The following is a 26094-nucleotide window of genomic DNA, read 5'->3' as shown; positions in this document are numbered from 1 at the left end:
GCGCTCAACACATTGATATCTTCGATCTATGCTCAACCTCGTCCACCTCAAGGTCCTGGCCGCGGTGGCCCGGCACGAGTCGGTGACCGAAGCGGCAAGAGAACTGCACTACTCCCAGCCGTCGGTGAGCCACCACCTGTCCCGTCTGGAAGCCGCCACCGGTGTCAGGCTCGTCCAGCGGGTCGGTCGTGGGATCCGGCTGACGCCGGAAGGGCGGCTGCTGGCCAACCGGGCCGCCGAGATCGTGGGACGGGTCGACGCGGCGACCAACGAACTCGCCGCACAGGTCGGCCTACAGGCAGGGCGTGTCCGGCTGGCCGCCAACGCATCCGCGCTGAGCACAATCGTGCCCAGGGCGGCCGCCACGTTGGCCCAGGCGCACCCGGGACTCGAACTGAGCCTGATCGACCGTCACCCGGTCGAAGCGCTACAGATGCTGCGACACGGCGAGCTCGACGTCGCACTCGTCTTCCGACAGGCCGACGCCCCGGCCGAGGACGACGGATTCCGCCTCGTCCACATCGGCGACGACCCGATCTATCTCGTCAGCCAGCGGCCAGACGACAGCCTCGCGAACCACCGCCACTCCGCCTGGATCGGCGGCTGCGATCGATGCCAGGACGAGCTGATCACCGTGTGCCGGCGAGAAGGCTTCACCCCCCGCATCGCCGCACACAGCGACGACATGGTTGTCGTGCAAGCCCTCGTCGCCGCCGGCACAGGCGTCGCCACCCTGCCCGGCCTCGCCCTCCAAGCCCACCGCCGACCCGACGTCCACACCACCGAACTCGCCAGCTTCCACCGCCAGATCCACGCCGCCACCTACGGCGAACCACCCGACCCGCCCGCCGTCGCCGCCGTACTGACGGCACTCACCGAAGCAACGACGCTGACAACCTCGCCCACGACCGCCGCCACCACCAGAACGCCGTCGACCGCAACGCCGTCGACCGCAACTCCGTCGAGCAGATCTCGCCGAACGACCTGACGAGACCGGAGGTGACCGGCGAGCCGCGTGACAGCACCACCCGCAGGTCCTGACAATTCGTCCCGAGCCCTGGTCGGCCCGGTCCGCTGCTCAGCCCACCCTGATCGAACTCATCCGGGTGGCCGCGAAGGCGCTGACGTTGAAGCCGGTCGTGATGTGGCCGGGCGAGCTGAGCATGACCTGACCGGTGTAGCTGTAGCCCTCGTAACCGAGCGCGGTCTTGCCGGAGCGGTTGCGGCCGGACCAGACGTTGTTGTCCATGCCCTGGAGGCCGAGGTTCGTCGAGCCGAGCCGGAAGTAGGCCATCGTGCCCGTACCGTTGGAGCCGGTGAACAGGCACATGTAGCCGGACGGGCACCGGTCGAACCCGACGGCGGCCTGCGCGGGCGCGGCCACGACCAGCGCACCCACCATGCTCAGGCCGGCGATCGCGGTAACGAGCATTGCCCTGATGCCTCTGTACACGTTCCCACCTCTACTACCTTGGATATCTCTGGCGGCGAAGGCTGCGCTTCGCCGTCTTCGCCACCTTCGTCTGCCGATGATCGGGTGACGGTATCCGCGTCCTGCTTCATTCCAGCTTCAACCGCCGATGTGATCCCGGGGCGCGGAGGCGGGAGAAAGGATTCTGGAGAGGATGCCCTGGAGGCGGGCATGCCGGACGACGTGTTCACGGGAGACCCGAACGAAGGGAACAGTGAGATGGGCAAGGTCATCACCGGTGGCACGATGTCACTCGACGGCTACATCGCCGGTCCCGACGAGAGCGGCCTCGACCTGCTGTTCCAGTGGTAGGGCAACGGCGACGTCGAAATTCCCGCCGCGAGCCCGAACATGCCGCCGTTGCGGCTGTCGGCCGCGAGCGCGAAGCTGCTCAAGGAGGAGTGGGGCAACACCGGCGCCCTGGTCGTCGGCCGGCACCTCTACGACATGACCAACGCGTGGGGCGGCCGGCACCCCATGGATGTCACGACGGTCGTGCTCACCCACCGCCCGCCACAGGACCGTCCGGTCGCGGACGAGAACTTCGTGCTCGTCACCGAGGGCATCGAGGCCGCCGTCGCGAAGGCACAGGAGATCGCCGGCGAGAAGACCGTCGTCGTCAACGGGGGCCAGATGGCTCGGCAGTGCCTTGGAGCCGGCCTGCTCGACGAGATCGGCATCGAACTCGTACCGGTGGTGCTCGGCGGTGGCACGCCGCTCTTCGCCGACCTGGGTGCCACGCCCGCGCAGTTCGACGGCCCGACCACGCTCGTCGAGGGCACGGGCGTCACCCACATCCGGTACCGGGTCAAGGAGTGACCCAGGAACGACAGACGGTCCCTGCCCTGACGGGAGGGACCGTACGTTCCTCGTGTCGCCCCGGGCGAACCGCCCGGACGGGTGCGGTCAGCCCTGCTGGTAGCGCTCGTTCTGCCGCAGGGCCTCGGCGAGCTGGTCTTCGAGGATGATGATGCGGCAGGCCGACGCCAGGTCGGTGCCCTGGTCGCACATCTCCCGCGCCCGCGCGGCCAGCCGTAGTTGGTAGCGGGAGTAGCGGCGGTGCCCGCCACCGGAGCGGTACGGGTCGATCAGTTTCGCGTCGCCGAGCCGGCGCAGGAAATCCGGCGAGCAGCCCACAATTTCCGCTGCGCGGCCCATCGTGTATGCCGGGTAGTCCTCGTCGTCGAGCATGTCGTCGGGTTGGGCCATGAAACCTCCATCACGAGGGCCCCGGCGCTAGAAGCGCCGGGGCCCAAGGGTTTACGGGTCAGAAACACCATCTACCGGCAGAATTGCCGGCTTGTCGTATCCGCACCACCCGTGCGAGACGAGTTCGGGTGCGAGGATCGCGTAAGCGTGACCGGAGACCACCTCTCGTTCGATGGAAACTGCGGTGTCCGCGCCCAGCCCAGTCGTGCGGCCGGCGGCGGGCGATCCAACGGTGTACGGGCCCTCCCTTTCCTCTGACTTCCTCTGTCTTACTCCGTGCTGTCCGCCGGTGTCGGAGCCCCACGCGACTTCCTGGCCCCGTACACGTGCGACGGACGTCTCCTGCCTCAGGCGGAGCCCTGAATCAACATCGGCCCCACCTGCTGTCACACCCGGTCGTGCATCACGTCCGGGCACTGCCTACCAACTTTTCGTGCGTCCTGCTCAACTGCGGTGGATCTTTACTGCCAAGCGAGCGGAGCCGGAACGATCCTCGGCCCTGCCCCTTCGCCCTCGGCTGGGGCGGCGGTGACGTCAGCGTCTTTTCTTCACCCTTGACTTGAGGAAGACTAGCCGACGACGGCGAGGATATCTAGTACTTCACGCATAGATTTCCTCGCAGCACGTGGACAGGTCTCCGCCTGCTCAGAGATCGTCAGGGCAGCTCGGCCTGCCGCCGCTGCGTCCTGGTCAGGGCGGGAAAGGATCAGGCCGGCGGCCACCCGCCCGCCGCCGCCGTAAGTGCATCGACCCGCACCATGACCTGTAGGCACGGTGGGTGCGGGTCGACATGTGCCCAGGTACAGGCCGGATGCTCGTGTCCGACCAGCCAGACCCAGAGAACCGCCTCGTCCTCGCGGACGGCGTTGCGGTGCATCCGGGACAGGGTCATCTCCAGGTACGTCCCGAGCCGTGCCGTGGCGCAGTGCGACCACTCGCCGGGGGCGAACCGGAGCAGGGTGCCGACCGGCAGGTCCGGGATCTCGGCCGTGGGGGTGACGGTCGGGCGCGGCTCGGTCATCGCCACTCCCGGTACCGGCGCCAGCGGCGGCCGTCCCACCGGTAGTCCTGGACGTACACCGGCCAGCGCCTGAGCCGCCACCAGCGCCGGAGCCAGCTCAGCATCGCTGCCCCATCCGGTACAGCCGTTGCTGCCCGTAGGTGAGTAGGGGCAGGCCGAGGACGAACGTCGGGTCGTGCCAGGTGTGGGCGGGCTGCCCGGGGTCGGGACCGATCTCGTGGCCGGGGGTGTCGCGCTGGCGGCGGGCCATTTCGAGTACCCGCTGACGCGCGGCCTCCGCCTCGGCCGCGTCCTGCTCACGAGCCGCCCGCTCGACCTCGGCGATTCGGCGTTCCTTCCACCGTCTCAGTACGTTCACCGTCGCTCCTTCCGTATCGGAAGAGCCGGCCCGGGGTTCGGCGGGGGACTGCGACCCCCGGGCCGGCGGGGCGCTCGGGTTACGACCTGGACGGCGTAGCGAGCCAGGGCGCGCGCTCCGGTTTGTAGCCTTTCGATCGCGGCACGTGAGAGACAGGAATGACGCGTCCTCCCAGCGTCCGCTGCCGTTCTGCCGGCTGTCCGCGGACGGCGGGACGGCTACGCTCTTTCCGCGTGACGGACTATCTCCAGGTGGCTACCGCAACCGAGACACGCGACGCGGCGGTAGACCTCGCCCAATACGTCGTCGGCGCCCGGCTGGCTGGCAATGCTCAGATCATCGGACCGGTGACAAGCGTCTTCTGGCATCTCGGCGAGCACGGAACCGGCGAAGAGTGGCGACTGTTGCTCTACACGACCGGCGATCGGTACGCAGACCTTGAGGCAGCCCTGTTGGAGCGGCACCCCTGGGACAACCCGCAGGTGACGGCTACTCAGATTGTGGCTGGCTCCGCGGAGTGTCTGCGCTGGATGCGGGAGTCCGTTGCCGAGCAAGCTGGGCGATGACCGATTCTCGTAGCTCGGCCACACAGGGCAGTGCCCCATGAGGGTCAAGTCGCGCGAGCAACTCCTCGATTCGCTGGCGGGGGCGAACCGAGGCGACGCCGGCTGAGAGCCGCACGGCCTTCTCGGCAGTCGCGCAGCACTGCTCGACCTCGTTCGCGTCTAGAAACGCGTCGGCCAGCCAGGACAGGTATAAAGCCTTGTCGCGGGCATGGGTGTCGTCGTAGCGGCTGAGTACCGATTCGAGAACGGGGATCGCCCGCAGTGGACGACGTAGGACGGTCCAGCACCGTCCGGTCATGATCTCGGCTTCCTGCTGGTCGACCCAGTACACCCAGTCGGGATCGGGCCGCTCGTCCTGCTCGGCCAGGCAGGTCACACCGATGTCGAGATGCCGCTCGGCATCGTCTGGTTGTTTGTTCACCGCATGTATCCAGGCGCGACGCATGTGCAACAGTGCTCGGACACCGGGCGTCGCGGTCGGATCCGCCGTCTCGCAGGCTGCGGTGATCGTCTGTGTTGCGGGTTGTCCCAGCGTCAGGTCCTGGTAGGCGAGGAAGGCCATGGCATTACCGGCGAGCGGCAGGTCGTCGGCATCGCGAGCTGCGGTAAGGCTGGTGCGGTACAACCGCTCGGCGTCGCCGTACCGGCCGGCGTCGAAGGCGGCCCACCCAGCCATCTGCGCCTGCTCGGCACACACCGACAGCAGCGCTTGCCCTGTGCTGCCCGCATAGCTGCCCTGTTGAATGAGATTGACGGTCGAGTCGAGTTCCGCGCTGTACATCTTGTAGGTGTCGGCCCCACCGAGATAGTCATCGAGTCGCCGCAGTCGCGCTGTGCGATCGGATATCTGTTGCGGCACTTCAGAGCCGATCCAGCGTCCGTAGTCAAGGATCGTTTGAGGGAGTGCCACGGCCATGCCAGCCCGTGCGATCATCTCCCGACGGCGTATGCCGGCAGTCGCAAGAGCCGCCAGTTCGCCACCTGCGCCGAGCGCGTCATCGATCCGCCGAGCCGCTTGCTGGGTCGGCTGCTTCGCTTCCGTCTCTAGCTCGTGAAGGTAACTCTTGCCGTAGAAGGCGATCCGGGCCAACTCGCGGAGAGACATACCCCGCTCGGTGCGTAGCCGGCGCATCCGAGGCCCGAACCCTGCCGCAGGAGTGGCAGACATTGACGCCTCCCAAGGGTGGAGCCCAGTCGACAGCCCTGCTCCCCGGCCTTTGCCGCTCTGACCATACCGGGTAGTGACGTGCACCGACACTGGCTGGTGCGGGAAACTCTTGGCCGGGTTGAGGTTGATTGGCTGCTCTCTGACCAGCGCATAGGAGTCCTTGTGCGCGCCGGCCCCGCGCCCGTGGCGTGTCTCGGATTCTCGCTAGAACGGCTGCCAGTCCCGGTGCCCGGTCCCCGTCCGCAGGGTGGCGAGCCGTTTGGCCAGTTCGTTCATTGCCTTCGGATCGTGGGACGCGTTCTGGGCAAGCCACGCCACCATGATCAGTTCGCGCAGGTCGGCAAGCGTCCGGTAGCAGTCCACCGGAAGCAGGTCGTAGCCGTACGCGTCAGCGAACTCCTGGTACTCCTCCAAGGTGTGCCACCCGTACCGCTCGTAGTACATCGCCGTGAGCACGAGATCCCACTCCCGTGTCCCATAGCCAAATCCGTCCAGGTCTGCCAAGATCGCCTGTCCGTCCCAACCCCGGAGCAGGTTTCCGACGTTGGCGTCGCCATGCACGACCCCTGGCGGTAATTCGAATGTCAAGGTCTGATGCGCCCGATCAAGTGCTTCGCATCGAGCGCGAAGGAAAGATTGGTCATCCTCGGGAAGGCTGCTGAGTGCCGCTATGCGCCGCCGGACGCTGGCGACAGGGTGCAGTAGAGGCATCGACAGCTCTGCTGGCAGGGTGAGGCCGTGTAGCCGACGAAGAATGTCACCTAGTTCTGCGGTCGTTCCATAGGCCTCGGCGTCGGCTGCTGACTCCCAAAGCACGACTACCCGTCCCTGCGCCAGGATCGGCTGCGGTAGTTCCAGCGCGCGGATCACCGGAATTCCTTCTGCCTGGAGCCAGCGGGAAATTCGAATCTCCCGCTCCGCGTTCGGAAGACGTGCGGCCGAGCGGGCAACCCGCGCGACGATCGACCCTCGGAGTAACCGGAAGATCGCGTTCTCTCCGAGACGGACGAGTTCGGCGTCGGTGGGGTCAAGGCCGATGGAGCGGCAGGCTTCGACCACGGCCATCCGGGCGTTGAGTTGGTCGAGGGGGGCGAGTGCGGCGTTCACAGTCCCCGTCTTCCGCTAGGTCCGGTCGCCATGGCTTTGGAATCCGCTCCAATGGCAGCTTGTCTCGATGACCCCGACCTTCGTTTGGGTGATCACGACAGCAGGATGGTGATGCGACGTCAGTGTGGCGGACTCCGTCGAGGCCACAGGTGCAGCTCACGGAAGGGGCCGAGATTCGGACTCGCGAGACTGGGCAGGTCATGCTTCATGGAAGCGGCCCGGAACTCGTGCTCCATGGGCTCCGGGCCGCTCTTCCACCTACTTGGCGAACAGCCCTAAAAGGCCAGCAAGAGCCACGACCAGCGTCGTCACAGCAGTGACGAGTAGCCGGACCTCGCGTATGACCTGGTGAAGTCGCCTCCGGGCGCGTCGCCTCATGTTGTCAGTTGGGGGTGTGCTTGCTACGGTCACGGGGCTCCTGACTTTGGTTCAGCTAGGACAATCGGACGGGGCGATCGGGCGGCACCTGTTACCGCAGGTGCCGCCTTCTGTTGCACAAGGCTTGCAGAGCTACACGGCTGTAACTCTCGGCCACATGCTTCGGAGATTAGAACCTGCTCCAGGCGTGTTGTCCAGCAACGGGGGGTGCCTTCGCTGTGGAAAACCCTGTGGATTGTCTGTGGAAGAGGCGTGACTCTGTGTTTCCTATCGACGCTCTTGTCATATCGGTAAGTCACGCCTGATCAGCAAAAACGTGGTGCAGTGGCCATTGCGACGACCTGGGCACGCGGTGTGAGTCATCCGTGGCTTGATCCACCCTGGCTCTCTCGTATGTTGAGATAACATGAATAAACCTTGTTAACTATTCATGTTTGGCTCTGCTGGCCGCATAAGACGATGCTGACCTGCGGAGAGGCATCGGTGATGCGACTTGACGGCTCGTCGTTTGGCGGTACCCGTACCGGGTGTGCGGAGCCCGGCTGTTCGGGAGATTGCGCGGTTTGTCTGGTCGCCAACGGTTATCCGGATGATGGCCGAGGCTTGAGTTCGACATGCCGGCGCGAGTGGGTGGCAGACGCAGTCGTTGGGGCGATCGTCAAACGGCGGCTGTCGTAATCAACGGAGACCACAAGATCAACGCCCGGCAGATCGGTACGGTCTGCCGGGCGTTGCTGCTGCTCAGGTGAGCGGAGGATACGAGATTCGAACTCGTGAGGGTGTGAACCCAACACGCTTTCCAAGCGTGCGCCCTAGGCCTCTAGGCGAATCCTCCGTCCGACAGGATACAGGCTCCCCGCCGTACGCCCACCCCGCCGGTCCCCCCGAAGTCCCGGCGTCCGGCCGGGTACACTTGGCGGCACCCCCCGTGTGGCGTCACCTCGTGAACCTCCCCAGGGCCGGAAGGCAGCAAGGATAAGCGAGCTCTGGCGGGTGCACGGGGGGCCTTGTCTTCCCCCGGAGCGTCTCCGAGCAGGCCCTGACCAGGCCCGAGGACGCCAACCCGACCCCACCCGGCCCGGCCGTACCCGGTCGACACGCCACCTGCCCCCATGATCGACCCGGGTCCACCGGCTGCCGACCGAGCCCGCATGATCGACGTGGAAATCGTCGGGCGCGCGTGACAACCTGGCACTCGGCAGCGCGGCGCCGGGTGGAGAATGGCCCGGTCGAGAGGAGGCGGGACGAGTGGCACTGGCGCTCTACCGCAAGTACCGGCCCCGCACGTTCGCCGAGGTGATCGGCCAGGAGCACGTCACAGAACCGCTGTCCCAGGCGTTGCGTACCGGTCGGTTGAACCACGCCTACCTCTTCTCCGGCCCGCGTGGCTGCGGCAAGACCTCCAGTGCCCGGATCCTGGCCCGCTCGCTCAACTGCGAGCAGGGGCCGACGCCGGAGCCCTGCGGGGTCTGCGACTCCTGCAAGAGCCTGGCGACCGACGGGGCCGGCTCGATCGACGTGATCGAGATCGACGCGGCCAGCCACGGTGGCGTGGACGACGCCCGCGAACTGCGCGAACGCGCCTTTTTCGCGCCAGCCAGCAGCCGGTTCAAGATCTATGTGATCGACGAGGCGCACATGGTCTCGACCCAGGGCTTCAACGCCCTGCTCAAGCTGGTCGAGGAGCCGCCGGAGTACGTCAAGTTCATCTTCGCCACCACCGAGCCGGAGAAGGTCCTCGGCACGATCAAGTCCCGGACGCACCATTATCCGTTCCGGCTGATCCCGCCGGGCGTGCTCCGCCCCTACCTGGAGCAGCTCGCCTCGGCCGAGGGCGTCAAGATCGAGCCGGCGGTCTTCCCGCTCGTGGTCCGGGCCGGTGGCGGCAGCGCCCGGGACTCGCTCTCGGTGCTCGACCAGCTCATCGCGGGTGCCGGTCCGGAGGGGGTCAGCTATTCCCGCGCGGTTGCCCTGCTCGGGGTGACCGACGCCGCCCTGATCGACGAGATGTGCGACGCGCTGGCCGCCGGGGACGGCGCCGCCGCGTACGCCACCATCGACCGGGTCGCCGAGGCTGGGCACGATCCCCGCCGATTCGCCTCCGACCTGCTCGAACGGCTCCGTGACCTCATTGTCATGCGCCAGGTGCCGGACGCGGTCGCCAAGGGCCTGATCGACGGTCCGGCCGACCAGATCGAGCGGATGGCCGCCCAGGCCGAACGGCTCGGCCCGGCCACACTGTCCCGCTGCGCCGACATCGTGCACAACGGCCTGGTCGAGATGCGCGGCACCACCGCCCCCCGGCTGCTGCTCGAACTGATCTGCGCCCGGATGCTGCTCCCCGGCGCCGAGGACTCCACCGGCAGCCTGCTGCAACGCCTCGAACGCATGGAGCGCCGGCTCACCCTCTCCGGCGACGCGGTTCCGCCCGCCGCCCCCATCCGCCCGCCCGCCGCCGCCGTCGACCCGGGCACGCCCTCCGCAACCACTCCCGCACCGCCGGCCACCGCCAGCACCGCACCGGTCGCGCCCCCTCGGGAGGTACCCGAAAGCACCGCACCCGGGCCGAGCCAGGCGCCCGCCGGGCCGGCCGGGCAGCACCCGACCGCCCCGGAGCCACCGGCCCGGCGTCCGGTGCCCCCGGAGGCGGTGATGCCCGACCCGGCCACCCCGGATCCGGTGCCGGCCGGTACCGAGTCGACGGGCGAACTGGACGCCGCCGCCGTACGCCGGGTCTGGGGCGAGGTCGTCGGCATGGTCAACCGCACCAACAAGCGGATCGCCGCCCTGATGCGCGACGCGGTCGTACGCGACCTCGACGGCGACACCCTGGTGCTGACCGTCAAGTCCCCGGTACTCGCCCAGATGCTCGCCAACGCCTCCGGCGTGCTCACCGACGCCCTCTACGAGGAGCTGGGCGGGCGTTGGCAGATCCGTTGCGAGGTGGCCGGCGAGCAGCGCGGACCGGCGCCGACCGCCGCGCCCCGCCAGTCGACCAACAGCGGCCCAGCCACGAACAGCGCCCCGCCCAGGGGCGGCGGCAACGGCTCGGCTCCGTCCGGCCGGGGTGCGACCGGTGGACGGGAGCGCACGACCGGCGGATCCGGCTCGGCCAGCGCGGGCGGCTCGCCGGCCAGCGCCGATGACGACGACTGGCCGGAACCGGCCCGACCCGGTGGTGCCGCGCCGAGTGGAGCCGCTGCCGACGACGACTGGCCGGAGCCGACCCCGCCCGGCGGTACCGGTCACACCCCCACGACCGCTTCGCCAGCCGGCGTCTCCTCCTCGCCGGCTGGCACCGGCTCGCCGGCTGGCCCCGGTGGCCAGACCGGTGGTACCCGCACCAACGGCACCGCCGCACCGGGCGGCAGCGGTGGCCTCCCGGCGGGCGGCGGCGGCCCGACCGGCGGTACCGGTGCCTCGGTCGCCGGTAACGGCGTATCCGCCGGTCACGGCGTATCCGCCGGTCACGGCGCCGGGAGCGACGGAGTCGGCAAGCCGAACGGTGGGCGTACCAATCCTGGTGCGGGCGGTGGTGCGGTCAGTTCCGGGCTCGCGGCGGCCCGGGCAGCGGCGGCTGGCCGTGCACCGAAACCGGCCCCGGCGCCGGAGCGGACCGCGGACCGGGACTGGGCCGGTGAGCCGCCCTACGACCCCGAATACGACGGCCCGCGCCCCTCGGCGGGGATCGGCTACGAGGGCTTCGACCCCGGCGACGAACCCCTCGACGAGGTGATCGACGAGCGGACCGCCCGGCAGACCAGTGAGCAGCAGGCGGTGCAGTTGTTGCAGCAGACCCTCGGCGCGGAACGGATCGGCGAGGTCGACCTCAAGTAACCGTCGACCTCAAGTAACCGTCGGCCAATCTCGGAAAGTGCGCCCGCCGAGGGCTGGTCGTGCCGTCGAAGCGTGCAGGTTCCCGTGCGCCGTAGCGCCTCTGGTGTCCAGGTCGAGGTCGTCGGCGTGGCCAAGCGGCGGCGTCAGGGGCTGCGGCGCGTCAGCGGGTGCGGTGGCTGCGGGTGCGGCGGGTGCGGCGGGTCTGGGTGCGGTGGGAGCACAAGCGGGGCAGCTCGACAGCCTCTGCGGCGGGCATGGCCACCCCGCGTCGCGGCAATGCGTATCCAGTTCTCGCCGGGCACCAACTCCCCAACAACTGTTTCACGTAATCCCGGTCCGAACGATGCCGCCGACGTCGATGAGTCGCTCGGCCGGCTTGCCGACTGGCCGAGCCCGGGCCTGACCGGCTGGTCAATCGGCTTATCGGAACTCGACTGTCCGCTCTCGGCATCCGCCGAAAAACGGGAGGACGGGACGATCGACCATCTTCTAGTATCGGTCGCCCATCCCCGTTTTCTGTGATTTTCCTGTGAGTGCGATGTGCGCGAGTTCTCGGTACCCGAGCGGCTCGGCGTGTTCGGTCTGGGTGTGGCGGTCGCCGCGACGGCGTGGCCGTACCTGACCGACGCGACCGGCCTGGGTCTGCCGTGCCCGCTGCGCACGCTGACCGGGTTGCCGTGTCCGGGCTGTGGCCTCACCACGGCGGCGGTCGCACTGGTCCGGGGTGACCTGGCCGGCGCGGCGGCGGCCAACCCGGTGATCGTCGGCCTGGCGGTGCTCACCGGCACCGTCCTACCGCTGCTCGTGCTGCGGGCGTTCGGCGCACTGCCACCCCCGGTCCGCTGGTCGGACCGGGCACGCCGGCGTACGGGGTGGGGTGCGGGTCTGCTGGCCTGCGCGAGTTGGTCGTTCCAGCTACACCGGCTCGGCCTGTGCTGAGCCGCGTTCCTGATTTCCGCACCCCTTACTTGTTGAGGAGTACCCCTTGAACTACGCCAGTTGGGGCCCCCGGGTGGGCGCCTACATTATCGACGGGCTGGTCGTGCTGCCGTTCAGCATCCTCGCCGCGGTTTTCGGCGGCTCAGGTGTGGACACGGAGACCGGCCAGGTCACCGGTCCCGGTCCGCTCTACTGGGTCTTCGTTCTGCTCGGGATCGCGCTCAGCGGCTACAACCGGTGGTTCCTCGCCGGCAAGACCGGGCAGAGTTGGGGCAAGCGGGCGCTGGGCATCCGGCTGATCGACGAGGCGGCCGGGGAGCCGATCGGCGCCGGCAAGGCGTTCCTCCGCGATCTGGCGCACTTCGTCGACGGCATCATCTGCTACATCGGCTACCTCTTCCCGCTCTGGGACGCCAAGAAGCAGACCATCGCAGACAAGATCATGAAGACCGTGGTCGTGGGCTGAGCCGAGCCGCCGGCCGGTCGCGGGCCGTCGAGCCGTCCGCGATCGGCCGGACTAGGCTGGACGCGACCAGTTTCCGCAACCGAGGAGTCGCCGTGCGCCCGGGTGGACAGCCCAACCTGCAGCAAATGATGAAGCAGGCGCAGAAGATGCAGCAGCAGCTCGCCGCCGCGCAGGCGGAGCTGGCCGAGGCGGAGCTGACCGGTACGGCCGGGGGAGGGCTGGTCACCGTGACCATCTCCGGTGCCGGCGAGGTCAAGGCCATCAAGATCGACCCGAAGGCGGTTGACCCGGAGGACGTGGAGACTCTCGAGGATCTCGTGCTCGCGGCCGTGCACAACGCCCACGACGAGGTGCGCAAGCTGACCGAGGAGAAGATGGGCCCGGTCACCGGCGGCATGGGCGGCCTCGGCCTGCCCGGTTTCTGAGCAACCCCGCGATGTACGAGGGTGCCATCCAGGATCTGATCGACGAGTTGGGGCGCCTGCCGGGGGTCGGTCCGAAGAGCGCCCAGCGGATCGCCTTCCACGTCCTCTCGGCCGATCCGGCCGACGTCACCCGGCTGGCCACCGCGCTGCGCCGGGTCAAGGAGCTGGTGCGGTTCTGCACCGTCTGCTACAACGTCGCCGAGTCCGAGCAGTGCCGGGTCTGCCGCGACCCACGCCGTACCGAAGAGGTGCTCTGCGTGGTCGAGGAGCCCAAGGACGTGGTGGCGATCGAGCGGACCGGCGAGTTCCGGGGCCGCTATCACGTGCTCGGCGGCGCGATCAACCCGCTGGAGGGCGTCGGCCCGGACAACCTGCGGATCCGGGAGCTGCTGGCCCGGCTCGGTACGGGCTCGGTCCGCGAGCTGATCCTGGCCACCGACCCGAACACCGAGGGCGAGGCGACCGCCACCTATCTGGCGCTGATGGTCAAGCCGATGGGGATCTCGGTGACCCGGCTCGCCAGCGGTTTGCCGGTCGGCGGCGACCTGGAGTACGCCGACGAGATCACCCTGGGCCGCGCCTTCGAAGGCCGCCGCGCCGTCTGACCCTGCTGCCTGGATCCTGCCGTCTGGATCCAGGCGTCCGCTGCCTCTCCGGGCCGCTGCCTCGGCACCGGTCAATACGGGCCGGGTAAGTACGGGCTCGGCCGCTCTTGTTCAGCCTCCCGAACAGCGCGGTTCAACCACCGTTCAGACCCGTCACCGACCCCGCTGTCCGTCTGACATCGGTCGTGATCCACTCGACAGGCGATGTAACAAATTCGCATAGTCAGATCCGGACAAACGCCATGATTGTCGACCATGTGCCACGCTCTGTCGCTGGTGTCATGACGGTAAAGACACGATCCGGTACCAACCCATTCGCGGCCCGTTTCCGCCCGGTCCGCCCGACGGCTAATGTCTCGCCATCGGTGGCCCCCGTCACCGCGTTTGTCGTATCCACAGGACGAGGTGAAGCACCATGCGTGCACCAAGACCGAAGGTCGCCATCGCGGCCGTAGCGGTCGCGGCCCTCGCGGTAGCCGGCTGTGCCGAGAGCGACCGCGGCGATTCGGGCGCAAGCCAGAACGACACCCTGGTCTTCGGCGTGGCCGGGGACCCGAAGGTGCTCGACCCCAGCCTCGCCAGTGACGGCGAGTCGCTGCGGGTGGCCCGTCAGGTCTTCGAGACGCTGGTCCGCCCCGAGGAGGGCGGCACCAAGATCACGCCGGGTCTGGCCGAGAGCTGGACCCCGGACGCGACCGGCACCGTCTGGACCTTCAAGCTCCGCTCGGGCGTGAAGTTCCACGACGGCACGGACTTCAACGCCGAGGCGGTCTGCGTCAACTTCAACCGCTGGTACAACGCCAAGGGTCTGATGCAGAGCCCGGACGTCACGCCGTACTGGCAGGACGTGATGGGTGGCTTCGCCGCCAACGAGCGGACCGACCTGCCGCCGAGCCTCTTCAAGTCCTGCACGCCGAAGGACGCGACCACCGTCGACCTCGCCTTCACCCGCGTCTCCAGCAAGGTTCCGGCCGCGCTGATGCTGCCCTCGTTCTCCATCCACAGCCCGAAGGCGCTGGAGCAGTACCAGGCCAGCACCATCGGCGGTAGCGCCGACAACATCCAGTACCCGTCGTACGCGATGGAGCACCCGACCGGCACCGGGCCGTTCAAGTTCAAGTCCTGGGACATCGCCAACAAGACGCTGACCCTGGAGCGGAACGAGGAATACAGCGGCGCGCAGAAGGCCAAGCTGAAGACCCTCATCTTCAAGACCATCTCGGACGAGAACGCCCGGAAGCAGGCGCTGCGCTCCGGCGACATCCAGGGCTACGACCTGGTCGGTCCGGCGGACGTCGAGCCGTTGAAGAACGAGGGCTTCAACATGCTGACCCGCCCGGCGTTCAACATCCTCTACCTGGCGATCAACCAGAAGGGCGGCAACCCGAAGCTCGCCGACCCCCGGGTCCGGCAGGCGATCGCGCACGCCCTGAACCGGCAGGCGCTGGTCGACTCGAAGCTGCCCCCGGGCGCCAAGGTCGCCACCCAGTTCATGCCGGACACCGTGGAGGGCTGGAACCCGCAGGTCACCACGTACGACTACAACGTGGAGAAGGCCAAGCAGCTCCTTGCCGAGGCCGGCGCCAGCAACCTGACGCTGCGGTTCCACTACCCGACCGAGGTCACCCGGCCGTACATGCCGAACCCGAAGGACCTCTTCGAGCTGCTCTCGGCGGACCTCCAGGCGGTCGGCATCAAGATCCAGCCGATTCCGCTGAAGTGGACCCCGGACTACCTCAACGCCACCGGTACGGGCACCGAGCACGACCTGCACTTCCTGGGTTGGACCGGTGACTACGGCGACGGCTACAACTTCATCGGCACCTTCTTCGACCGGCCGAAGCCGGAGTGGGGCTTCACCAACCAGGCGCTGTTCGACCTGTTCAAGCAGGCCGACACCACCGCGGACCCCACCGCCCGGTACGAGCTCTACAAGGAGCTCAACGCCGAGATCATGAAGTTCCTGCCGGGTGTGCCGATCTCGCACTCGCCGCCGGCGATCGTGTTCGGTAAGGACGTGACCGGCGTCAAGGCGAGCCCGCTCACCGACGAGCGGTTCGCCACCGCCGAGTTCAAGTCCTGACATAGAGAAAAGGGACCGCGGGCGGGCGCGCCCTGATCCCGGCCGGTAGACCCCGGCCGGAGGTCAGCCCAGCGCCCGCCCGCGCGACCCTCCGCACCCCGCCAGAGGCCGCCCGTGTTCCGGTTTATCGTCAGACGCCTGTTGCAGCTGATACCCGCGCTCTTCGGGCTCTCCATCCTGTTGTTCATCTGGCTGCACCGGCTGCCCGGCGGCCCGGAGACCGCGATCCTCGGCGAGCGCGGCACCCCGGAGATGCGCGCCGCGATCCGGGACAACCTCGGGCTGGACGAGCCGATCCTGGTGCAGTACGGCCGGTTCATGCAGCGCATGTTCCGGCTCGACCTGGGCACCTCGATCTCGACCAAGCGCGAGGTGACCACCGAGTTCCTGCAACGCTTCCCGGGTACCGTCGAGCTGGCCGCGACCGCGATGATCATTGCGATCGCGGTCGGCATCCCGCTCGGCTACCTCGCCGCCCGCCGTCGCGGCCGGCTCCTCGACCACGCCTCGGTGGCCGGATCGCTGGTCGGGGTCTGCATCCCGGTCTTCTTCCTGGCGTACGTGCTCAAGGCGATCTTCGCCGAGAACCTGCATCTCTTCCCGGCCAGCGGCCGGCAGGATCCGACCATCGACGCGACCCGGATCACCAACTTCTTCGTCCTCGACGGACTGCTCACCCGCGAGTGGGACGCGGCCATCGACGCGCTCTGGCACCTCGTCCTGCCCGGCCTCGCCCTGGCCAGCATCCCGCTGGCGATCATCGTCCGGATCACCCGGGCGAGCGTGCTGGAGGTGCTCGGCGAGGACTTCGTCCGGACCGCCGAGGCCAAGGGCCTGACCGAGCGGGTCGTACGCCGGCGGCACGTACTGCGCAACGCCATGCTGCCGGTGGCCACCACGATCGGCCTGCTCACCGGCGGTCTGCTCTCCGGCGCGGTGCTCACCGAGACCGTCTTCGCGTTCAGCGGCATCGGGGCGTTCATCGCCGATTCGATCAGCCAGCGGGACTATCCGGTGCTGATGGGCTTCATCATGATCATTGCAGTGCTCTTCGTACTGGTGAACCTGCTGGTCGACCTCTCGTACAGCCTGATCGACCCGAGGGTGCGGGTCCGATGAGGACACCGATGCAGCGCGTGAGCACCGTAATCGTGAACGGATGGTGGGCCCGATGACGATCACCGAACGGGCCAGGAAGAAGGCTGAGAAGCTCGACCGGCTCGGCGAACTCTCCGCGGCCCGCGACGAGGAGCGCGGCGTCAGCCTCTGGCAGGAGGCGTTCCGCCGGCTCCGGCGCAACCCGGCGGCCATCGTCGGCGCCGTCGTGCTCGGCATCTTCGTGCTGGTCGCGGTCGTCGGGCCGTTCTTCGTGCCGTACGGGCCGACCGACACCGTCGGGATCCGGGAGGGCCTGGTCAAGTCGGGCCAGGGCATCATTCCCGGCCCCTCCGGCGACCACTGGCTCGGCTTCGATCACCAGGGACGGGACGAGTTCAGCCGGCTGATCGTCGGAGCCCGGCAGACCCTGCTGGTCGGCGTCGTCTCCACGCTGATCGGTCTGGCGATCGGCGCCCTGGTCGGCGGCGTCGCCGGTGCCGCCGCCGGGCTCGGCGGGCGCTGGGGGCGGTGGGTAGACACCACGCTGATGCGGATCGTCGACATGATGCTGGCCCTGCCGAGCCTGCTCCTGGCGGTCAGCATCGCGGCACTGCTCGGCGCCAGCCTGACCACCGTGATGATCGCGGTCGGCGTGGTTTCGGTGCCGGTCTTCGCCCGGCTGCTACGCGGCGCGATGATCGCCCAGGCCAACAGCGACTACGTACTCGCCGCGACCTCGCTCGGGGTACGCCGTTCGAAGATCGCGCTCGGCCATGTGCTGCCGAACTCGCTGGCCCCGGTCATCGTGCAGGCCACGCTGACCCTGGCCACCGCGATCATCGAGGCGGCCGCGCTCTCCTTCCTCGGCCTCGGCAACCCGGACACGGCGATACCGGAGTGGGGCGTGATGCTCGCCGACGCGCAGCCGTACCTGGGCATCCGGCCGGCGCTGGCGATCTATCCGGCGGTGGCGATCATCATCACCGCGCTGGGCTTCACCCTGCTTGGTGAGGCGATGCGCGAGGCCCTCGACCCGAAGCTGCGGAAGTGATCTGTCATGGCACTGCTTGATGTGGACGATCTCTCCGTCACGTTCCGACAGCGCGGGAAGCGTACGGTGCGGGCGGTCGACGGGGTCTCGTTCTCGGTGAACGCGGGCGAGGTCGTCGGCCTGGTCGGCGAGTCCGGCTGCGGCAAGAGCGTGACCTCGCTGGCGCTGATGGGGCTACTGCCACAGCAGCCGGGGATCACGGTGCAGGGCCGGGCCGACTTCGACGGCACCGACCTGCTCCGGGTCGACCGGCGGGCGATGCGGGACATCCGGGGCCGGGACGTCGCCATGATCTTCCAGGACCCGCTCTCCTCGCTCAACCCGGTCATCCCGATCGGCCGGCAGGTGACCGAGGTGTTGGCCCGGCATCGTGGGTTGGGCGGCGACGCGGCCCGCAAGGAGGCAGCCGAACTGCTGGACCGGGTCGGCATCCCGGACCCGAACCGGCGGCTCAAGGAATATCCGCACCAGCTCTCCGGCGGGATGCGCCAGCGGGCGCTGATCGCGATCGCGGTGGCCTGCCGGCCCCGGCTGCTGATCGCCGACGAGCCCACCACGGCGCTCGACGTGACCATCCAGGCGCAGATCCTGGAGCTGCTCAAGGATCTGGTACGCGACTCCGGCACCGCCCTGGTGATGATCACCCACGACCTGGGTGTGGTCGCCGGGATGTGCGACACCGTCAACGTGCTGTACGCCGGCCGGGTGGTGGAGACCGCCCGCCGCAAGCCGCTCTTCGCCGAGCCGAGGCACCCGTACACGGTGGGGTTGCTCGCATCGATTCCCCGGCTGGACGCGGGCCGGGGCGAACGGCTCTCCCCGATCCGCGGCTCGGTCCGGGACGTACTGCCCTGGGCCGACGGCTGCGCCTTCGCGCCCCGCTGCGACCGGCAGATCGAGGCATGCCTCGGCCAGCCGCCGCAGCTCGCGCTGACCCACACCGACCGGACGTACCGGTGTGTCAACCCGGTGCCGCCGGCCGGTTCGGCGCCACCCCCGCCCGCTTCGCCGAGCCGGGCGGAGCCGGCGGCGGAGGGCGTGGTTCCGGCGCAGGCGACGGGGACCGAGGACGTACCGGTGGAGGAGCAGGCGAAGCTGCCCGCCCCGCGCGAGGAGGAGTCGGCATGACCGACGTGAAGGCGACCGGGCAGTCCGCGAACCTGGTCGAGGTCCGGGATCTCAAGGTGCACTTCCCGATCACCCGGGGTGTGCTCTTCGACCGGGTCGTCGGGCACGTCAAGGCGGTGGACGGGGTCGACCTGACCATCCCGCGCGGCAAGACGTACGGGCTGGTCGGCGAGTCCGGCTGCGGCAAGTCGACGCTCGGCCGGGCACTGCTCCAGTTGACCCGGCCGACCGGCGGGCAGGTGAACTTCGACGGCGTCGAGTTGACCGGGCTGCCGCCGAACCAGCTCCGGGCGATGCGCCGCCGGATGCAGATGATCTTCCAGGACCCGATGTCCAGCCTGGACCCCCGGCAGAACGTCGAGTCGATCCTGGTCGAGGGTTTGCAGGCGCACGGGATCGGTGCCGACCGGGCCGCCCGGCGGGACATCGTCACGAAGACGCTGGACGCGGTCGGGCTGCCGAAGTGGGCGCTGTCCCGCTATCCGCACGAGTTCTCCGGTGGGCAGCGGCAGCGCATCGGCATCGCCCGGGCCCTGGTGCTCGGTCCCGAGCTGATCGTCGCCGACGAGCCGGTCTCGGCGCTGGACGTGTCGATCCAGGCCCAGGTGGTGAACCTGCTCGACGAACTCCAGGACGAGCTGGGGCTGACCTATCTGGTGATCGCGCACGACCTGGCGGTGGTGCGGCACATCTCCGACGTGGTCGGCGTGATGTATCTCGGCGCACTGGTCGAGGAGGCACCGAGCGACCGGCTCTACCGGGAGCCGCTGCACCCGTACACCCGGGCGCTGATGTCGGCGGTGCCGGTGCCGGACCCGGAGGTGGAGGACCGCCGGGAGCGGATCCTGCTCGCCGGTGACCTGCCCTCGCCGGCCAACCCGCCGGCCGGCTGCCGGTTCCACACCCGCTGCCCGTGGGCGCAGCCGACCCGGTGTGCCGACGAGCGGCCGGTGCTGCGGCAGATCGGCGAGAGCCGGGTGGCCTGCCACTGGGCGGAGCAGATCGCCAGCGGCGAGATCCGGCCGCACAAGGTGACCGCGCAGATCGTCCGGCCGGAGGACGAGGGCGAAACGCCCGGCGTCGTCTCCGCGCCGAGCGAACCGGGCTCGTTCGTCTGAGCCACGACGGCCCGGCCCGGGGAAGAGGCCCCGGGCCGGGGGTACGGCGTGGTGTCAGCTCTCGGCGTGCGCCTCGGTCGGAACGTTGTCGGTCGGGTCATAGAGCCAGATCGGGCGCCAGTCGGCCAGCTCGTGGTAGCGGCGCAGCTCGGCGAGCCCGCTGAGCCACCCGGTCCAGGCCGCGTACGGCGGCTGGTCGAAGCCGCTCTGCACGAAGGAGAGCTTCGTCCTGCCTCCGCTGCCCTCCAGTTCCCAGCTCACCACTCCGGCCGGACCCCAGTCGACGGTCATCGCCTTGCCGGGGGTCAGGTCCAGCACCTTCGCCGGGTTGGGGTTGTTGTCGAAGCCGCCCATCGCGTAGCGGCCGCCGACGAAGGGCTCGATCCCGACCGGGTAGCCGAACCACTCGCTGGCCTTGGCCGAGTCGGTCAGCGACTCGAAGAGCGCCTCGGGGGAGGCGTCGATGACGACCTCGGTGCGCAGCGTCGCCGAGGTGAAGTCGGTCCTCGGGGTGAGCGGCCGCCCCTCGACGTGGTCGACGAGGTTCGCGATCGCCAGCGACCAGTACGTCTGGAGCACACCCCGGGCGGACCCGCTGATCACGTCCTGGAAGCTCCAGTGGCTCTGTGAGAGCGAGATGATCGTGGAGTCGGCGCTCTCCTCGGTAAGGGTGATCTCGGTGGTGGTCTCCTCGCCGTCCAGCAGCCAGCCGAACCGGAGGCTGTGCTCGCCGACGTCCAGTAGGCGCTGGTGCGGCGCGTCGCCCTCGGGCACGTGCCGGCCCCAGAACTCGTACCGGTGCGGCAGCTCGACCTCGGCGTGGTCGGCGAGCCAGACGCGCAGCTCGGTGGCGTCGGTCAGGGCGTGCCAGACGTTCTTGACCGGTGCGGCGGCGCGGGCGCGGAGGGTCAGCGGTGCGGTCATGTGGTGCCTCCATGTGGGTAGCAGGCGACGGCGAGCTTGAAGGCGTCGCCTTCGGCTCCGCCGTAGCGGGTGAACAGCTCCTGCAGTGCGGTCTGTAGGTCGGTGAGGAACTGCTGGCGAAGTTCTGCCGGCACCCGGATCTCGCCGGAGACGCCGATCGACGGCAGCTCCGGAGCGGCCCGGTCCAGGGCGGCGATGTCGGCCTGGACCTCCTCCATCAGGTTGAGCAGGTAGCCGAGGCTCATCTCGTCCTGCGCCTTGCGCAGCCCGAGCCGGCCGACCAGCCGGGGTGAGAGCCAGTACGACCGGGCGCTCGCCTGGTAGATGCCCTCGGCGATGCCCCGCACCTTGCGCTCGGAGACCTGGTCGACGAGGCCGGCGTCGACCAGGCGCTTGACGTGGTAGTAGACCCGTTGCGGGGTCTGGCCGAGCTGCTTCGCCACCTCGGTGCAGGTGTGCGGCTCGGCGAGTTGCCGCAGCACCTCGATGCGCTGCGGCTTGAGCAGGGTCTCGGCCTGCTCGATCTGCTCCAGGTACATCACGTCTCTCATGGCGAAAACAATCCTGTACGTAAAACAAGATTTTGTCAATCGAGCACGCGAAAGCGGATCAGGTCTCACGGTGGATGCGGCGGTCAGCCCTCGGGGCGGTTGAGTAGGCCGACCGCGACGGTGTGTACCGCGACCAGGTCGGCCGGGTCGGCCAGCGCCGCCCGCCCACCGGTCACCGCGTACCACTCGGCGGCGTCCTTGTACTGCACCCGCAGCACGGCGTCCTTCCCGTCCAGCTCGGTGCGGAGCGTCAGCTCGCCGGTGATGACCCCGACCTCGTCGGTCATCACCCCACCCGGGCCGGCGGTGATGTCGGTGGTCTGCGCGGCGGTTCCCGTCTCGCCCATCAGCAGCTCCCCAGCATGTCGTCGAGTGCGGCCTTCTCGCCGGAGGTCACCGAGAGCCGCCAGTAGTGCTTGACCGCGATCCAGTCCTCCGCGTACTGGCACCAGTCGTCCCGGTTCGACGGCTTCCACTGGGACGGGTCCTGGTCACCCTTCGCCCGGTTGGAACTCGCCGAGACCGCCACCAACTGCGGCCGGTCCAGGTCGTTGGCGAATTCGCTCCGCTTGTCGTCGTCCCACTCGTCGGCACCCGAACGCCAGGCGTTGGCCAGCGGCACCATGTGGTCGATGTCCACGTCAGAGGGATCGGTGAGGGTCCGTTTGTCGTACCGGCTCGACCAGCGGCCCCCGACCACGTTGCAGCCGGAGAGCTTGATGCCGGTGCCGTCCCGCTGGAGCACGGTGTCCCGGACGTCGCAGTTCTTGCCGGCATTGCGCCAGTGCGGGAAACGCTCCCGGCTGTAGCCCCGCATCGAGCCCGCGCCGGCCACGGTGAGCCGGTCGAGCTGGGCCTGGGTGTCGGCCGAGCCGGTGGGTTCCGGTGCCGGGCTCTCGACCGGGGCACAGGCGGCGGCGCCGGCCGCGAGCAGGCCGGCGAGCACGGCCGCTGTTCCCGACCGCGCTAGTGATCTGGTACGGATGAACGGCACGTTTCCAGCTTGCGAGGTGTAGACCGGTGCACAGGCAACCGGTGCAGGTTCCGGCGTTTCGCGGCATCTTACGACACAGGCAGGGCAGATTGACACCGTGAGTGATTCGTCAGCACCGTTGCGGATGTCCAGTACGGCCGGCCGGGGCACCCTGCTCGCCGCCGTCGTCGCCTCCGGCATGGTCTTCCTGGACGCCACCGTGGTCAACGTGGCCCTGCCACACCTCGGCGCCGAGCTGCACGCCAGCACCGCCGGCCTACAGTGGACGCTCAACGGCTATCTGCTGACCCTGGCCGCCTTCGTACTGCTCGGCGGGGCGCTCGGCGACCGGGTCGGGCGGCGGAGAGTCTTCCTCGCCGGAGTGCTGGCCTTCACCGCCGCCTCGATACTCTGCGGCGCGGCGCAGAGCATCGAGTGGCTGATCGTCGCCCGTTTCCTCCAGGGACTCGGTGGTGCGCTGCTGACCCCCGGCTCGCTCGCCCTGCTCCAGTCCAGCTTCCACCCGGACGAGCGGGGCCGGGTGATCGGCGCGTGGTCCGGCCTGGCCGGCGTGTCGACGGCGCTCGGCCCATTCCTCGGCGGCTGGCTGATCGACGCGCTCTCCTGGCGGGCGATCTTCTTCCTCAACGTGCCGCTCGCGGTGATTGTGATCATCGCGGCGCTGCGCTGGACCCCGGAAAGCCGGGCCGACGGCGCGGCGGGGGCCCGGTTCGACGTGGCCGGCTCGCTGCTCGGCGCGCTCGGCCTGGCCGGCGTCACGTACGCGCTGATCGAGGCCCAGCAGCTCGGACCCGGCTCCGGACCGGTGATCGGCGCCGCCGTGCTCGGAGTCGCCGCCTCCGTCGCGTTCGTGTTGCTCGAACGGCGCCGGGGCGAGCGGGCGATGCTGCCGCCGACGCTCTTCGCCACCCGGCTCTTCGGGGTGCTCAACGTCTACACCGTGCTGGTCTACGCCGCGCTGACCGGGCTCACCTTCTTCTTTTCCGTCTATCTCCAGAACGTCGTCGGCTACTCCGCACTGGAGACCGGACTGGCTACCCTGCCGATGACCATCCTGTTGCTGGTCGGCTCGGCCCGCTCCGGTGCGCTCGCCTCGCGGATCGGGCCACGCCCACAGCTCACCGTCGGCCCGCTGGTCGCCGCCGCCGGGCTGTTCCTGCTGCACGGGGTGAGCCGGGGCGACTCGTACTGGACGGCGATCCTGCCCGGGATCACCCTCTTCGGGCTCGGCATGACCCTGGTGGTGGCCCCGCTGACCGCCTCCGTACTGGCCGCCGCCCCGGACCGGCTGGCCGGCGCCGCGAGCGGCTTCAACAACGCGGCGTCCCGGGTCGGCGGGCTGCTCGCCGTCTCCGCGCTGCCGCTGGTGGTCGGCCTCTCCGGCGGCGGATACGAGCGCTCCGGCCAGCTCACCCCGGCGTACCGGCAGGCGGTGCTCTGGTCCGCCGGGCTGATGCTGCTCGGTGCACTGATCGCCGCCGTGCTGGTGCACCGGCCGGAGCGAGAGCCGAAGAAGTCCCGCCCCTGCCCGACCCTGCCGCCGCCCCCGACCCACCAGCACGAACCGGACCGGGATGCGGACCGGTCGGCGACGGGACGGCGCCGCTCGTAGCGGTGCCGACAGGCGTGCCCGGGACGGGTGGGACGGGCACGTCGGCGGCGGCGTGCCGGATCAGGCGGGTCGGCCGGGATCACCGGTCCGACCTGCCCGACGCGGCTGTTGCGCGCAGCACAGAACTCAGCGCGGTGCGCGATTGGGCAGATCGGGTGACTCAGCGCAGGGCGCGGTTGACTGCGCTGGTCACCGCCTGGACCGAGGCGGTCACGATGTTGGCGTCGAGACCGACACCCCAGACCGTACGGCCGTCGACCTCGCACTCCACGTACGCGGCCGCCTGGGCGTCGCCGCCCGAGGACATCGCGTGCTCGTGGTAGTCCAGGACGCGTACCCGGACGTCGAGCGCCTGCAACGCGTTGACGTACGCGTCGATCGGGCCGTTACCGGTTGCCGAGAGTGCCCGCCGGCCGGCGCCGAACCGGGCGTCCACCTCGATCTCGACCTTGCCGTCGACGGTGCCGATGGTGTAGCTCTGCACCTGCACGACCGGCTCCCGCTGCTGGTCGACCAGGTACTCCTCGGCGAAGAGCCACCACATCCGCTCCGGTTCCACCTCGCCGCCGTCGTCGTCGGTGACCCGCTGCACCACGCCGGAGAACTCGATCTGCAACCGCCGGGGCAGGTCCAGGTGGTGCTCGGTCTTCATGACGTACGCCACGCCGCCCTTGCCGGACTGCGAGTTGACCCGGATCACCGCCTCGTAGGTCCGGCCCAGGTCCTTCGGGTCGATCGGCAGGTAGGGCACCGCCCAGCCGAACTGGTCGATCGGCACCCCGGCCGCCTGCGCGTCGGCGGCCAGCGCGTCGAAGCCCTTGTTGATCGCGTCCTGGTGCGAGCCGGAAAAGGCGGTGTAGACCAGGTCACCCGCGTACGGGTGCCGCTCGTGCACCGGAAGCTGGTTGCAGTACTCGACGGCCCGCTTGATCTCGTCGATGTTGGAGAAGTCGATCTCCGGGTCGACGCCCTGGGAGAAGAGATTCAGCCCCAACGTGACCAGGTCGACGTTTCCGGTGCGCTCGCCGTTGCCGAACAGGCAGCCCTCGACCCGGTCGGCCCCGGCCAGCAGGCCCAGCTCGGCGGCGGCGACCCCGGTGCCCCGGTCGTTGTGCGGGTGCAGCGAGAGGATCACGCTGTCCCGCCGGGGCAGGTGCCGGTGCATCCACTCGATCGAGTCGGCGTAGACGTTCGGGGTGGCCATCTCGACGGTCGCCGGCAGGTTGATGATCAGCGGCCGGTCCGGGGTCGGGTCGATCACCTCGATCACCGCGGCGCAGACCTCCAGGGCGTAGTCGAGCTCCGTCCCGGTGTAGGACTCCGGCGAGTACTCGTAGAAGACGTCGGTGTCCGGGGCGTGGATCTCGTGGTATTTCTGGCAGAGCCGCGCGCCGGAGGTGGCGATGTCGGTGATCCCGGCCTTGTCCAGGCCGAAGACCACCCGGCGCTGAAGCGTCGAGGTCGAGTTGTAGAAGTGCACGATCGCCCGCTTCGCACCCCGGATCGCCTCGAAGGTGCGGTCGATCAGGTGCTCCCGGCACTGGGTCAGCACCTGGATGGTGACGTCCTCCGGGATCAGGTCCTGCTCGATCAACTGCCGGACGAAGTCGAAGTCGGTCTGGCTGGCCGACGGGAAGCCGACCTCGATCTCCTTGTAGCCCATCTGCACCAGGAGCTGGAACATCCGCCGCTTGCGCTCCGGCGACATCGGGTCGATCAGCGCCTGGTTGCCGTCGCGTAGGTCGACCGCGCACCACCGGGGCGCCGTCTCGACGCGCCGGGTCGGCCACTGCCGGTCGGGCAGGTCGATCGCGAACTGCTGGTGGTAGGGCTGGTAACGCCGGAACGGCATGCGGCTGGGCCGCTGCCGGGCTATCGGATCACCGTCGGTGGTGGTGCCGGCAGGTTGTGCCATGGCAGAAAGCTCCCGTGGTCATGTGGCGTGAGCGCCGAGTGTCAAATCGAGATGTCGGATCTTCGGGCCG

Annotated in this window: 26 protein-coding genes, 1 tRNA gene, 1 other RNA gene and 1 pseudogene; 17 read left to right on the top strand and 12 right to left on the bottom strand. The window is 69.2% G+C overall.

From position 1 onward, the window contains the following. Window positions 1-28: 28 nt before the first annotated feature. Window positions 29-988, top strand: a complete 960-nt coding sequence (locus tag R6Y94_RS17505; protein WP_318396910.1) for a LysR family transcriptional regulator — start codon at window positions 29-31, stop codon at window positions 986-988. Window positions 989-1078: 90 nt separating this feature from the next. Here the strand turns inward: R6Y94_RS17505 and R6Y94_RS17500 are convergent, their stop codons facing one another. Beyond that, window positions 1079-1453, bottom strand: a complete 375-nt coding sequence (locus tag R6Y94_RS17500; protein ID WP_318396909.1) for a peptidase inhibitor family I36 protein — start codon at window positions 1451-1453, stop codon at window positions 1079-1081. 189 nt (window positions 1454-1642) lie between these two features. On the opposite strand from R6Y94_RS17500, the gene R6Y94_RS17495 reads away from it, so the two are divergent. Both R6Y94_RS17495 and R6Y94_RS17490 read left to right on the top strand, forming a co-directional pair. Then, on the top strand, window positions 1643-1783 hold the full coding sequence (locus R6Y94_RS17495; protein ID WP_318396908.1) for a hypothetical protein: 141 nt from the start codon (window positions 1643-1645) through the stop codon (window positions 1781-1783). A gap of 48 nt (window positions 1784-1831) precedes the next feature. Next, the gene (locus R6Y94_RS17490) at window positions 1832-2290 is read left to right on the top strand and encodes a dihydrofolate reductase family protein (RefSeq protein WP_318396907.1); all 459 of its coding nucleotides are present in this window, start codon (window positions 1832-1834) and stop codon (window positions 2288-2290) included. A gap of 87 nt (window positions 2291-2377) precedes the next feature. On the opposite strand, the gene R6Y94_RS17485 is transcribed toward R6Y94_RS17490, so the two are convergent. The 3 genes from R6Y94_RS17485 to R6Y94_RS17475 form a co-directional block, all read right to left on the bottom strand. Further along, window positions 2378-2680, bottom strand: coding sequence for a MerR family transcriptional regulator (locus tag R6Y94_RS17485; RefSeq protein WP_318396906.1), 303 nt, complete (start codon window positions 2678-2680; stop codon window positions 2378-2380). A 706-nt stretch (window positions 2681-3386) separates the two neighbouring features. Continuing rightward, window positions 3387-3701 (bottom strand): hypothetical protein, encoded by a 315-nt coding sequence (locus R6Y94_RS17480; protein WP_318396905.1) that lies wholly within the window; start codon window positions 3699-3701, stop codon window positions 3387-3389. Window positions 3702-3798: 97 nt separating this feature from the next. Beyond that, the gene (locus R6Y94_RS17475; protein WP_318396904.1) at window positions 3799-4059 is read right to left on the bottom strand and encodes a hypothetical protein; all 261 of its coding nucleotides are present in this window, start codon (window positions 4057-4059) and stop codon (window positions 3799-3801) included. 233 nt (window positions 4060-4292) lie between these two features. Between R6Y94_RS17475 and cutA the strand changes: the two genes are divergently transcribed. Continuing rightward, the gene (cutA, locus tag R6Y94_RS17470) at window positions 4293-4625 is read left to right on the top strand and encodes a divalent-cation tolerance protein CutA (protein WP_318396903.1); all 333 of its coding nucleotides are present in this window, start codon (window positions 4293-4295) and stop codon (window positions 4623-4625) included. On the opposite strand, the gene R6Y94_RS17465 is transcribed toward cutA, so the two are convergent. The 3 genes from R6Y94_RS17465 to R6Y94_RS17455 form a co-directional block, all read right to left on the bottom strand. Further along, window positions 4549-5757: a helix-turn-helix transcriptional regulator gene (locus R6Y94_RS17465; RefSeq protein ID WP_318396902.1), complete on the bottom strand. Its 1209-nt coding sequence runs from the start codon at window positions 5755-5757 to the stop codon at window positions 4549-4551. The genes cutA and R6Y94_RS17465 overlap by 77 nt on opposite strands. A 240-nt stretch (window positions 5758-5997) precedes the next feature. Then, complete coding sequence (locus R6Y94_RS17460; protein ID WP_318396901.1) at window positions 5998-6900, bottom strand: aminoglycoside phosphotransferase family protein; 903 nt, start codon at window positions 6898-6900, stop codon at window positions 5998-6000. A 1128-nt stretch (window positions 6901-8028) separates the two neighbouring features. Continuing rightward, window positions 8029-8113 (bottom strand) — tRNA-Ser (locus R6Y94_RS17455). 85 nt (window positions 8114-8198) lie between these two features. On the opposite strand from R6Y94_RS17455, the gene ffs reads away from it, so the two are divergent. The 12 genes from ffs to R6Y94_RS17395 all read left to right on the top strand — a co-directional run bounded on the left by ffs (window position 8199) and on the right by R6Y94_RS17395 (window position 20028). Next, an RNA gene (ffs, locus tag R6Y94_RS17450) (signal recognition particle sRNA small type) lies at window positions 8199-8288 on the top strand. Between the two features lie 238 nt (window positions 8289-8526). Beyond that, entirely contained in the window at window positions 8527-11115 is a 2589-nt protein-coding gene (locus R6Y94_RS17445) for a DNA polymerase III subunit gamma and tau (RefSeq protein WP_318396900.1), read from the top strand. 276 nt (window positions 11116-11391) lie between these two features. Next, window positions 11392-11637 carry a hypothetical protein gene (locus tag R6Y94_RS17440; protein ID WP_318396899.1) on the top strand — a complete coding sequence of 82 codons (246 nt, stop codon included), beginning with the start codon at window positions 11392-11394 and terminating at the stop codon, window positions 11635-11637. An 18-nt stretch (window positions 11638-11655) separates the two neighbouring features. Then, entirely contained in the window at window positions 11656-12054 is a 399-nt protein-coding gene (locus tag R6Y94_RS17435) for a DUF2752 domain-containing protein (RefSeq protein ID WP_318396898.1), read from the top strand. Window positions 12055-12100: 46 nt separating this feature from the next. Then, the gene (locus R6Y94_RS17430) at window positions 12101-12520 is read left to right on the top strand and encodes an RDD family protein (protein ID WP_318396897.1); all 420 of its coding nucleotides are present in this window, start codon (window positions 12101-12103) and stop codon (window positions 12518-12520) included. A gap of 116 nt (window positions 12521-12636) precedes the next feature. Then, window positions 12637-12945, top strand: coding sequence for a YbaB/EbfC family nucleoid-associated protein (locus R6Y94_RS17425; RefSeq protein WP_239312288.1), 309 nt, complete (start codon window positions 12637-12639; stop codon window positions 12943-12945). Between the two features lie 11 nt (window positions 12946-12956). Then, the gene (gene recR / locus R6Y94_RS17420) at window positions 12957-13550 is read left to right on the top strand and encodes a recombination mediator RecR (RefSeq protein WP_130465496.1); all 594 of its coding nucleotides are present in this window, start codon (window positions 12957-12959) and stop codon (window positions 13548-13550) included. A gap of 415 nt (window positions 13551-13965) precedes the next feature. Next, complete coding sequence (locus R6Y94_RS17415; RefSeq protein WP_318396896.1) at window positions 13966-15633, top strand: ABC transporter substrate-binding protein; 1668 nt, start codon at window positions 13966-13968, stop codon at window positions 15631-15633. A gap of 114 nt (window positions 15634-15747) precedes the next feature. After that, complete coding sequence (locus R6Y94_RS17410) at window positions 15748-16752, top strand: ABC transporter permease (protein ID WP_318396895.1); 1005 nt, start codon at window positions 15748-15750, stop codon at window positions 16750-16752. Between the two features lie 52 nt (window positions 16753-16804). Next, window positions 16805-17782 (top strand): ABC transporter permease, encoded by a 978-nt coding sequence (locus R6Y94_RS17405; protein WP_318396894.1) that lies wholly within the window; start codon window positions 16805-16807, stop codon window positions 17780-17782. Between the two features lie 6 nt (window positions 17783-17788). After that, window positions 17789-18910, top strand: coding sequence for an ABC transporter ATP-binding protein (locus tag R6Y94_RS17400; protein ID WP_318396893.1), 1122 nt, complete (start codon window positions 17789-17791; stop codon window positions 18908-18910). Next, entirely contained in the window at window positions 18907-20028 is a 1122-nt protein-coding gene (locus tag R6Y94_RS17395) for an oligopeptide/dipeptide ABC transporter ATP-binding protein (protein ID WP_318396892.1), read from the top strand. The genes R6Y94_RS17400 and R6Y94_RS17395 overlap by 4 nt, the downstream gene beginning before the upstream one ends. A gap of 54 nt (window positions 20029-20082) precedes the next feature. Here R6Y94_RS17395 and R6Y94_RS17390 read toward each other — a convergent pair whose 3' ends face one another. The 4 genes and pseudogenes from R6Y94_RS17390 to R6Y94_RS17375 form a co-directional block, all read right to left on the bottom strand. Next, window positions 20083-20952, bottom strand: a complete 870-nt coding sequence (locus R6Y94_RS17390) for an SRPBCC domain-containing protein (RefSeq protein ID WP_318396891.1) — start codon at window positions 20950-20952, stop codon at window positions 20083-20085. Then, the gene (locus tag R6Y94_RS17385; protein WP_318396890.1) at window positions 20949-21503 is read right to left on the bottom strand and encodes a helix-turn-helix domain-containing protein; all 555 of its coding nucleotides are present in this window, start codon (window positions 21501-21503) and stop codon (window positions 20949-20951) included. Before R6Y94_RS17385 ends, R6Y94_RS17390 begins: the two co-directional genes overlap by 4 nt. Before the next feature lie 83 nt (window positions 21504-21586). Beyond that, window positions 21587-21832 (bottom strand): annotated as a pseudogene (locus R6Y94_RS17380) (hypothetical protein); the annotation flags it as partial. A gap of 17 nt (window positions 21833-21849) precedes the next feature. Next, window positions 21850-22488, bottom strand: coding sequence for an HNH endonuclease family protein (locus tag R6Y94_RS17375; protein ID WP_318396967.1), 639 nt, complete (start codon window positions 22486-22488; stop codon window positions 21850-21852). A gap of 133 nt (window positions 22489-22621) precedes the next feature. Here R6Y94_RS17375 and R6Y94_RS17370 point away from each other — a divergent pair, with 133 nt between their 5' ends. After that, on the top strand, window positions 22622-24109 hold the full coding sequence (locus R6Y94_RS17370) for a DHA2 family efflux MFS transporter permease subunit (RefSeq protein ID WP_318396966.1): 1488 nt from the start codon (window positions 22622-22624) through the stop codon (window positions 24107-24109). A gap of 160 nt (window positions 24110-24269) precedes the next feature. Here the strand turns inward: R6Y94_RS17370 and leuA are convergent, their stop codons facing one another. Then, a complete protein-coding gene (gene leuA / locus R6Y94_RS17365) occupies window positions 24270-26024 on the bottom strand; it encodes a 2-isopropylmalate synthase (RefSeq protein ID WP_318396889.1) in 1755 nt (584 codons plus the stop codon). Between the last annotated feature and the right edge of the window lie 70 nt (window positions 26025-26094).

The organism is Plantactinospora sp. KLBMP9567 (assembly GCF_033446045.1).
Taxonomy (GTDB): Bacteria; Actinomycetota; Actinomycetes; order Mycobacteriales; family Micromonosporaceae; genus Plantactinospora.
This window is presented reverse-complemented; position numbering and strand designations above follow the sequence as displayed.

Coding starts and splice junctions, on each gene's coding strand:
- R6Y94_RS17390 (WP_318396891.1), bottom strand. CDS start 20,952: ATGACCGCACCGCTGACCCTCCGCGCCCGCGCCGCCGCACCGGTCAAG.
- leuA (WP_318396889.1), bottom strand. CDS start 26,024: ATGGCACAACCTGCCGGCACCACCACCGACGGTGATCCGATAGCCCGG.
- R6Y94_RS17440 (WP_318396899.1), top strand. CDS start 11,392: ATGCGTATCCAGTTCTCGCCGGGCACCAACTCCCCAACAACTGTTTCA.
- R6Y94_RS17415 (WP_318396896.1), top strand. CDS start 13,966: ATGCGTGCACCAAGACCGAAGGTCGCCATCGCGGCCGTAGCGGTCGCG.
- R6Y94_RS17400 (WP_318396893.1), top strand. CDS start 17,789: ATGGCACTGCTTGATGTGGACGATCTCTCCGTCACGTTCCGACAGCGC.
- R6Y94_RS17395 (WP_318396892.1), top strand. CDS start 18,907: ATGACCGACGTGAAGGCGACCGGGCAGTCCGCGAACCTGGTCGAGGTC.
- R6Y94_RS17505 (WP_318396910.1), top strand. CDS start 29: ATGCTCAACCTCGTCCACCTCAAGGTCCTGGCCGCGGTGGCCCGGCAC.
- recR (WP_130465496.1), top strand. CDS start 12,957: ATGTACGAGGGTGCCATCCAGGATCTGATCGACGAGTTGGGGCGCCTG.
- R6Y94_RS17370 (WP_318396966.1), top strand. CDS start 22,622: ATGTCCAGTACGGCCGGCCGGGGCACCCTGCTCGCCGCCGTCGTCGCC.
- R6Y94_RS17465 (WP_318396902.1), bottom strand. CDS start 5,757: ATGCGCCGGCTACGCACCGAGCGGGGTATGTCTCTCCGCGAGTTGGCC.
- R6Y94_RS17405 (WP_318396894.1), top strand. CDS start 16,805: ATGACGATCACCGAACGGGCCAGGAAGAAGGCTGAGAAGCTCGACCGG.
- R6Y94_RS17485 (WP_318396906.1), bottom strand. CDS start 2,680: ATGGCCCAACCCGACGACATGCTCGACGACGAGGACTACCCGGCATAC.
- R6Y94_RS17495 (WP_318396908.1), top strand. CDS start 1,643: ATGCCGGACGACGTGTTCACGGGAGACCCGAACGAAGGGAACAGTGAG.
- R6Y94_RS17480 (WP_318396905.1), bottom strand. CDS start 3,701: ATGACCGAGCCGCGCCCGACCGTCACCCCCACGGCCGAGATCCCGGAC.
- R6Y94_RS17385 (WP_318396890.1), bottom strand. CDS start 21,503: ATGAGAGACGTGATGTACCTGGAGCAGATCGAGCAGGCCGAGACCCTG.